Origin of the sequence: Streptomyces sp. H39-C1 (assembly GCF_027158125.1) — a bacterium.
GTDB lineage: Bacteria > Actinomycetota > Actinomycetes > Streptomycetales > Streptomycetaceae > Actinacidiphila > Actinacidiphila fildesensis.
On the sequence record NZ_JAPVLS010000047.1, the window covers coordinates 65,695 to 73,100 of the forward strand.

The 7,406-nt window shown below is 71.0% G+C and carries 7 protein-coding genes; 3 read left to right on the forward strand and 4 right to left on the reverse strand.

The window, feature by feature from the left end:
- Positions 1–68: 68 nt before the first annotated feature.
- From nuoH to O3W51_RS28155, 4 genes are read right to left on the reverse strand one after another with little or no spacing between them, the layout of a single operon-like run.
- Entirely contained in the window at positions 69–1,031 is a 963-nt protein-coding gene (gene nuoH / locus O3W51_RS28140) for an NADH-quinone oxidoreductase subunit NuoH (RefSeq protein WP_138352859.1), read from the reverse strand.
- Positions 1,028–2,206 (reverse strand): NADH-quinone oxidoreductase subunit C, encoded by a 1,179-nt coding sequence (locus tag O3W51_RS48955; RefSeq protein ID WP_232484680.1) that lies wholly within the window; start codon positions 2,204–2,206, stop codon positions 1,028–1,030. The genes nuoH and O3W51_RS48955 overlap by 4 nt, the downstream gene beginning before the upstream one ends.
- A complete protein-coding gene (locus O3W51_RS28150; protein ID WP_138359463.1) occupies positions 2,203–2,871 on the reverse strand; it encodes an NADH-quinone oxidoreductase subunit B in 669 nt (222 codons plus the stop codon). Before O3W51_RS28150 ends, O3W51_RS48955 begins: the two co-directional genes overlap by 4 nt.
- On the reverse strand, positions 2,862–3,230 hold the full coding sequence (locus tag O3W51_RS28155; RefSeq protein ID WP_138359465.1) for an NADH-quinone oxidoreductase subunit A: 369 nt from the start codon (positions 3,228–3,230) through the stop codon (positions 2,862–2,864). Before O3W51_RS28155 ends, O3W51_RS28150 begins: the two co-directional genes overlap by 10 nt.
- Before the next feature lie 190 nt (positions 3,231–3,420).
- Between O3W51_RS28155 and O3W51_RS28160 the strand changes: the two genes are divergently transcribed.
- The 3 genes from O3W51_RS28160 to O3W51_RS28170 all read left to right on the forward strand — a co-directional run bounded on the left by O3W51_RS28160 (position 3,421) and on the right by O3W51_RS28170 (position 6,951).
- On the forward strand, positions 3,421–4,641 hold the full coding sequence (locus O3W51_RS28160; protein WP_138359467.1) for a sensor histidine kinase: 1,221 nt from the start codon (positions 3,421–3,423) through the stop codon (positions 4,639–4,641).
- A gap of 105 nt (positions 4,642–4,746) precedes the next feature.
- The gene (locus O3W51_RS28165; protein ID WP_138359469.1) at positions 4,747–6,060 is read left to right on the forward strand and encodes a sensor histidine kinase; all 1,314 of its coding nucleotides are present in this window, start codon (positions 4,747–4,749) and stop codon (positions 6,058–6,060) included.
- A 231-nt stretch (positions 6,061–6,291) separates the two neighbouring features.
- On the forward strand, positions 6,292–6,951 hold the full coding sequence (locus O3W51_RS28170; protein ID WP_275946681.1) for a response regulator transcription factor: 660 nt from the start codon (positions 6,292–6,294) through the stop codon (positions 6,949–6,951).
- Positions 6,952–7,406 lie beyond the last annotated feature (455 nt).

Consider the following 7,406-nt stretch of genomic DNA (forward strand, 5'->3'; position numbering starts at 1 on the left):
GCCGGGAAATCGAGAGGAGCTCCCGGAGGGAGTCGTTGGAAGGGCGGGGGTGGGAGACGGGTGGGCCACTACGAGATCACCACCTTGACGACGCCGGTGAGCGCGATCTGCGCCAGGGCGAGCGGAATGAGGACGGTCCAGGCGAGCTTCTGCAGCTGGTCCTCACGCAGCCGCGGATACGTGACCCGGAGCCAGATGACGACGAAGGCGAGCACCGCGGTCTTGAGCAGCGTCCACACCCAGCCGACGCTGTCGGCCCACGGACCGTGCCAACCGCCGAGGAAGAGAACGGTGGTCAGCCCGCACAGCACGACGATGCCCGCGTACTCCGCGAGCAGGAACAGCGCGAAGCGCAGACCCGTGTACTCGGTGTACGCACCGAAGATGATCTCCGAGTCGGCGACCGGCATGTCGAACGGCGGGCGCTGCAGTTCGGCCAGGCCCGCGATGAAGAAGACGAGGGCGCCGACGATCTGCCACGGCGTCCACCACCACTGGTACGCGTCGACGATCCCGGGGAGCGAGAGTGTGCCCGCCGCCATCGCGACGGAGGCCGCCGCCAGCAGCATCGGCAGTTCGTAGGCCATCAGCTGCGCGGCCGTACGCAACCCGCCGAGCAGCGAGAACTTGTTGGCCGACGCCCAGCCGGCCATCAGCGACCCCAGGACCCCGACGCCCATCACCGCGAGCACGAAGAACAGCCCCGCGTCGATGGCCTGTCCCACGAAACCGTTCGGGCCGACCGGAATGGCGATGAGCACCAGGAGATAGGGGAGCAGCGCGACGGCCGGCGCCAGCTGGAAGATCCGCCGGTCGGCCTCGGCCGGGACGATGTCCTCCTTCTGCGCGAACTTCACCCCGTCGGCGACCAACTGGGCCCACCCGTGGAAGCCGCCCGCGTACATCGGGCCGAGCCGGCCCTGCATATGGGCCATCACCTTGTGCTCGGCCTGGCCGACGAGGAGCGGGAACGTGAGGAAGACGACGAGAACGGCGACGAGCCGCAGCGCGACATCGAGGATGTCGTTCACGGGGTCGGTCCTCCCTCGGTGTCGGGGGTCTCCGGCGGGGTGGCCGGGGCGGGTTGAGCAGGTTCAGCGGGCGGTGCGGGTTCGGCAGGCGGAGCGGTCTCCGTAGCCGGAGCCGGTTTCCCGACAGGCGCGGGTTTCTCGGTCGGCGGTGCCACCGGTGCGGGTTTCTCCGCCGGGGCCTGCTGCCACGGGGCGTCGGGCTGGTCGCTCGCCGGGCGGGGCCGGCGGGCCGGCCGCTCGGCGGCGGCACCCGCACCGGCAGCAGCCGCACCGCGCGCGGCACCGGCCGCGCCCGCCGCCCGCGGGGTGCGGGCGGGGCGGGCCGGGGCCGGCGGGAGCTGGCCCTTGAGCGGGCCCCATTCGTTCGGGTCGGGGACGCCCGGCGGGAGCATCGTCCGGCGCTTGGGCCCGCCGTGCTCCGATTCGCCCGGCTCCTTGGCGCCCGGCCATGCCTTGGCGACGCGGGCCGCGAGGACGAAGTCCTTGCGCAGCGGATGGCCCTCGAACTCGTCGGGGAGCAGCAGCGGCACCAGGTGCGGGTGGCCGGTGAAGTCGATGCCGAACATCTCGTGGGTCTCGCGCTCGTGCCAGCCGGCGCCCGCGAAGACGTCGATAGCAGTCGGCAGCACGGCCGCCGAGTGCGGGACGGTGGTGCGGACGAGCAGCCGCCGCACCATGCGGCCGTCGGCCGCGGCACCGGGCAGCGACACGAGGTGCGCGCAGACCCGGAAGCCCGCGGCGGCCTCGTCGACGGCGCTCAGCCAGTCGAAGTAGGTGCAGCCGAGCTTGTCCCTGGCGATCTCCAGCGCGGCGATCCACGAGCCGACCGGAACGTCCACGGTCAGCAGACCGAACGCCTCCACGGCCGTGGCCTCGGCCCCGAAGATCCCGGCCGCGGCACCGGGCAGCCACCCGACGGCCGGCTCGGCGGGAACCGGCGCGACGGCCGGCGGTTCGGCCGCGGCCGGCTCGACGGCGGCCGGAGCAGCGTCTGAACTCGCGCCGGGTTCAGCGCTCGGCGCCGTGCCCGGCTCGACACCCGGCGACGGCGGCCGTTCAGCACCGGTTTCAGCGTCAGGAGTCGTGCCCGGCTCCGACGCCGCCTCGGCGTCCCGCTCTGCCGCCGGCACGGCGCCCGGCTCTGCCTCCGGCGCACCCGGTTCCGAGGTCGTCATCGCTGGTCCTCCCCCGGCGTCGGCGGTGCGGCGATCAGCTTGCTGCTCAGGGCCGCCACGGACGGGCGGGCCACCGGGCCGTCGGCGTACCGGTCGGCGAGGGACTCGCGGGCGATCTTCTCCTGGAGCTTGAGGATCCCCTGGAGCAGCGCCTCGGGCCGCGGCGGGCAGCCGGGCACGTAGATGTCGACGGGGATGATCTGGTCGACGCCCTTGGTGACGGAGTAGGAGTCCCAGTACGGGCCGCCGCAGTTGGAGCAGGCGCCGAAGGAGATGACGTACTTCGGCTCGGGCATCTGCTCGTAGAGCCGCCGCACGGCCGGCGCCATCTTGTCCGTGACGGTGCCGGAGACGATCATCAGGTCGGCCTGCCGGGGGCCGGGGGCGAACGGGATGACGCCGAGCCGGATGAAGTCGTGCCGGGCCATCGACGCCGCGATGAACTCGATCGCACAGCAGGCGAGTCCGAAGTTGAAGACCCACAGGCTGTAGCGGCGGCCCCAGTTCAGGATCACCTTCATCGGTTCCGGCGCGAGCCGGGCGAGCGTGCCCAGCCGGCGCGGTTCCGGCAGGTACTGGACCTCGCTCCCGTCCGGACCGGAAGCACCGGAGGCACCGGAGGCACCGGGACCGGACGTCGCGGGAGTCACGGGGGTCACGTCCATTCGAGGACGCCCTTCTTCCAGGCGTAGAGCAGGCCGACGGCCAGGAAGCCGATGAAGACGAACATCTCCACCAGCGTGGTCGCGCCGAATCCGGGTGCGGCGAAGACCGTCGCCCAGGGGAACAGGAAGATCGTGTCCACCGCGAAGATGACGTAGAGGAAGGAGTACACGTAGTAGCGGATCTGGGTGTGCGCCCAGCCCTCGCCGACGGGGTCGACCCCGCACTCGTACGTGAGCATCTTTTCCTGTGTCGGCACGACCGGCCGCAAAAGCCGCCCGGCGCCGAAGGCCACGGCCACGAAGAGCACCCCGACCACCGCGACCAGACCGACGACCGAGTAGCCGTGGAAGTAGTCCACGTCCGTCCGCCCCTCGTTCCCTCGTTGTCCAGCGATCCCAGTGGATCTTTAGACGATCTATACGGAGGGAGTCTAGGCCCTGACTTGAGCGCGGGAAGCGGCCGTGCAGGCGTCAGGGGGGTTAACCCCACCTTGTCCCGCCCTATGAACCCCATGGCGCTCCGGCCGCCCCTACCGGCAGGCTGGGAGCATGAGCCCGAGTCCTGCTGTCCCGACCTCCGCCGAACCCGCCCCGCTGCCGCCACCGCGGCTCGCGTACGGCGCGGTGACCTGGAAGGAAGTCGGGTATCTGCTGCTGAACCTGCCGATCGTGATCATCGGCTTCGTCTTCGTCGTGACGATGCTGGCGATCGGTATCGGGCTGTCGGTCACGGTGATCGGACTGCCCCTGCTCGCGGGCGGGCTCGTCGGCTGCCGGCTGCTCGGCAAACTCGAGCGGGCGCGCGCCCGGGAGCTGCTGGGTGTGGTGATCGACGATCCCCGGCCGATGCGGCCGAGCACCTTCGGCTTCCTGCCGTGGCTGTGGGCGACGCTCAAGGACCCGGTCGCCTGGCGGCACGCGCTGTACTTCGCCATCCGGCTGCCCTGGGGCATCCTCACCTTCACCGTCACCTTCGCCTCGCTCTTCGTCGCCTGGCCCGCGCTCGGCTTCATCGCGCGCGGGCTGACCACCGTGGACCGGGTGATGGTGCGGGGGCTGCTGCAGCCGTCGGACGAGCTGGAGCGGCGGATCGCCGAGCTGGAGTCGGACCGGGGGGTGGTCGTGGACCATGCGGCGGCCGATCTGCGGCGGATCGAGCGCGATCTGCACGACGGGGCGCAAGCCCGGCTCGTCGCGCTGGCGATGGACCTCGGGCTGGCCAAGGAGAAGCTGCTGGAGGACCCGGAGGCGGCGGCCAAGATGGTGGGCGAGGCGCACGGCGAGGTGAAGATCGCCCTTCAGGAGCTGCGTGATCTGGCCCGCGGCATCCATCCGGCGATCCTCACCGACCGCGGTCTGAACGCCGCGCTGTCGTCGGTCGCCGCGCGCTGCACGGTGCCGGTCCAGGTCGGTGTCGACCTGGACGCCCGGCCCGCGGCGGCGATCGAGGGCATCGCGTACTTCACCGTGTCCGAGCTGCTGCAGAACATCAGCAAGCACAGCGGCGCGCGCACCGCCAGTGTCGACCTGTGGCGTTCGCAGGAGCGGCTGATGATCCAGGTCAGGGACGACGGGAACGGCGGCGCCGGCACCACCGGCGGTACGGGCCTTGCCGGGCTGACCGAGCGGCTCGACTCCGTCGACGGCCTGCTCGTCGTGGACTCCCCCGTCGGCGGCCCGACGACCATCACCGCCGAACTCCCCTGGCGCGACCGCGAGCAGACACCGCCCCGGAGCGGGTCCGCACGCCAGGGCCACCTCGCGGGGTAGGGATATCCCCCTCCCGAACACGCCGATCCGCACCATGGGCGGGGAGGCGCCGTTCGACCAGGCTGTATGTCATAAGGGAGCAGAAACCAGAGGACGGACGGAACCATGGCCTACGATTTTTCGCCGGCACCGCGCGAGCACCGCGTCCCAGCGGTGCTTCGCGCGCCGTTCGAGGCGAGGACCTGGCGTGAGTTGGCATACCTGCTGCTGAACCTGCCCATGGGCATCTTCAGCTTCGTCTACGTCGTGACGATGCTCTCGGTCGGTGCGGGCCTCCTCATCACCTTCCTCGGCCTGCCGGTCCTGGCCGCGGGCCTCGCGGGCTGCCGGGGCATCGGCATCATCGAGCGGGCCCGGGCGCGCGCGCTGCTGCGTCACGACGTGCCGGAGCCGGGCCCGGTCCGCGCCGCCAAGGGCGGCTTCATGGGGTGGCTGGGCGCCCAGCTCAAGAGCGGCGTCTCCTGGCGGCACGCCCTCTACTGCTTCCTGCACTTCCCGTGGGCGGTCTTCAGCTTCTGCGTGTCGATCTCGTTCTTCTTCTACGGCTGGGGCTTCCTGACCTACCCGCTGTGGCGGTGGATCTTCCCCGTCTACCTCGGCCAGGCGGGGCTGCAGTTGGACGGCGACGACAACGGTGGCGGCTGGTACCTGCACACCGCCGGCGACATGGTGCTCACCTCCAGCGTGGGCCTGGTCCTCGTCATCGCCGCCCCGTGGATGTTCCGCGGCATGGCGCACGTCGACCGGCTGATGGTGTCGGGGCTGCTCGGCCCGTCGAAGCTGGCCACCCGGGTCACCGAGCTGGAGTCCGACCGAGGAGTCGTCGTGGACCACGCGGCGGCCGACCTGCGGCGCATCGAGCGCGATCTGCACGACGGCGCGCAAGCCCGGCTCGTCGCACTGGCGATGGACCTCGGCCTGGCCAAGGAGAAGCTGCTGGAGGACCCGCAGGCCGCGGCCGTCATGGTCGGCGAGGCACACGGCGAGGTGAAGATCGCCCTCCAGGAGCTGCGCGACCTGGCCCGCGGCATCCACCCCGCGATCCTCACCGACCGCGGTCTCGGCCCGGCCCTGTCGGCGGTCGCCACGCGCTGCACGGTGCCGGTGAGCGTGACCGTGGACCTGCCGGCCCGCCCGGTGCCCGCGATCGAGGGCATCGCGTACTTCACGGTCTCCGAGCTGCTGCAGAACATCAGCAAGCACAGCGGGGCCTCGAAGGCCCAGGTCGACATCTGGCGGTCGGCGGACCGGATGATGCTGTACGTCTCCGACAACGGCGTCGGCGGTGCCGACACCGCGGCCGGTTCGGGGCTGGCGGGGCTGATGGAGCGGCTCGACGCCGTCGACGGTGTGCTGGCCGTCGACTCCCCGCCCGGCGGCCCGACGCGCATCACCGCCGAGCTCCCCTGGCGGGTGTGACACCCGCCGGGACCCCCGGCAGCGGCCGGGCCACCCCTGGGACTCCCCGGATTCCCCGCGGCCTCCGCCCGCTGAATCCGCCCCCACCCCACGCCCCTCATCGCCGGCCGGACCCGGAAATCCGGGACCGTCCGGCGATTAGGGGCGGCAGGCTCCCCATCCCGGGTCCCGATACTGGAATGCTGGGGTGGTCACATCGAATGTGGGGGGCTGGAACACGTGGGAGACAGGGTGCGGGTCGTCATCGCCGAGGATTCGGTACTGCTTCGGGAGGGCCTGACCCGGCTGCTGACCGACCGGGGTCACGATGTCGTCGCGGGAGTGGGCGACGCCGTGGCGCTGATCAAGGTCATCGGAGAGATGGCGGACGAGGGCAATCTCCCCGATGTGGTGGTGGCGGACGTCAGGATGCCGCCCACCCATACGGACGAAGGTGTGCGGGCCGCCGTTCAGCTGCGCCGGGAGCATCCCGGGGTGGGTGTGCTGGTGCTGTCGCAGTACGTCGAGGAGCAGTACGCGACGGAGCTGCTGGCCGGCAGCAGCCGCGGCGTCGGCTATCTGCTCAAGGACCGGGTGGCGGAGGTCCGTGAATTCGTGGACGCCGTGGTCCGGGTGGCCCAGGGCGGTACCGCGCTGGACCCCGAGGTCGTGGCGCAGCTGCTGGGCCGGAGCCGGAAGCAGGACGTTCTGGCGGGGCTCACTCCGCGCGAGCGCGAGGTGCTGGGCCTGATGGCCGAGGGCCGGACCAACTCCGCGGTGGCCGCTCAGCTGGTGGTGAGCGACGGCGCGGTGGAGAAGCACGTGAGCAATATCTTCCTGAAACTGGGGCTGGCACCGAGTGGCGGGGATCACCGCCGGGTGCTGGCCGTACTCACCTATCTCAATTCATGATCATCTGACAAAGTGTCAGATGCTGGCATGGTGCGCCCCGCATTCGGCGCGGCGCACCACACACCGGTACGGAGCAGCACGCACCGGCATTGAGTCCCGCTCATGCGCGCGGTCGTAGAACTGAAGCAGCACGCGACAGCGTCTTACGAGTGAGGGCTTCGGGGGGCGATGGAACCGTGGCACAACGCGGCACACAGGAAGCTCAGCGCGACGTTCCGGATGCGGTCAAACCCCAGGAAGGTGACCCTTACCCCCGTACCATGTGGGTGGGATCAACGGTCATGACCGTGTCCGTGAGCCGCCGCCTCGAAGGAGGTCCGATTCAGTGACCAGCCAGGTCAGCAGCCCAGCCGTAGGACAGCCGCTGCTCGGTGAACAGCGCAAACCGGCCAAGGAGGTCCAGCGGCTGGACCGGGTGATCATCCGGTTCGCCGGGGACTCGGGTGACGGAATGC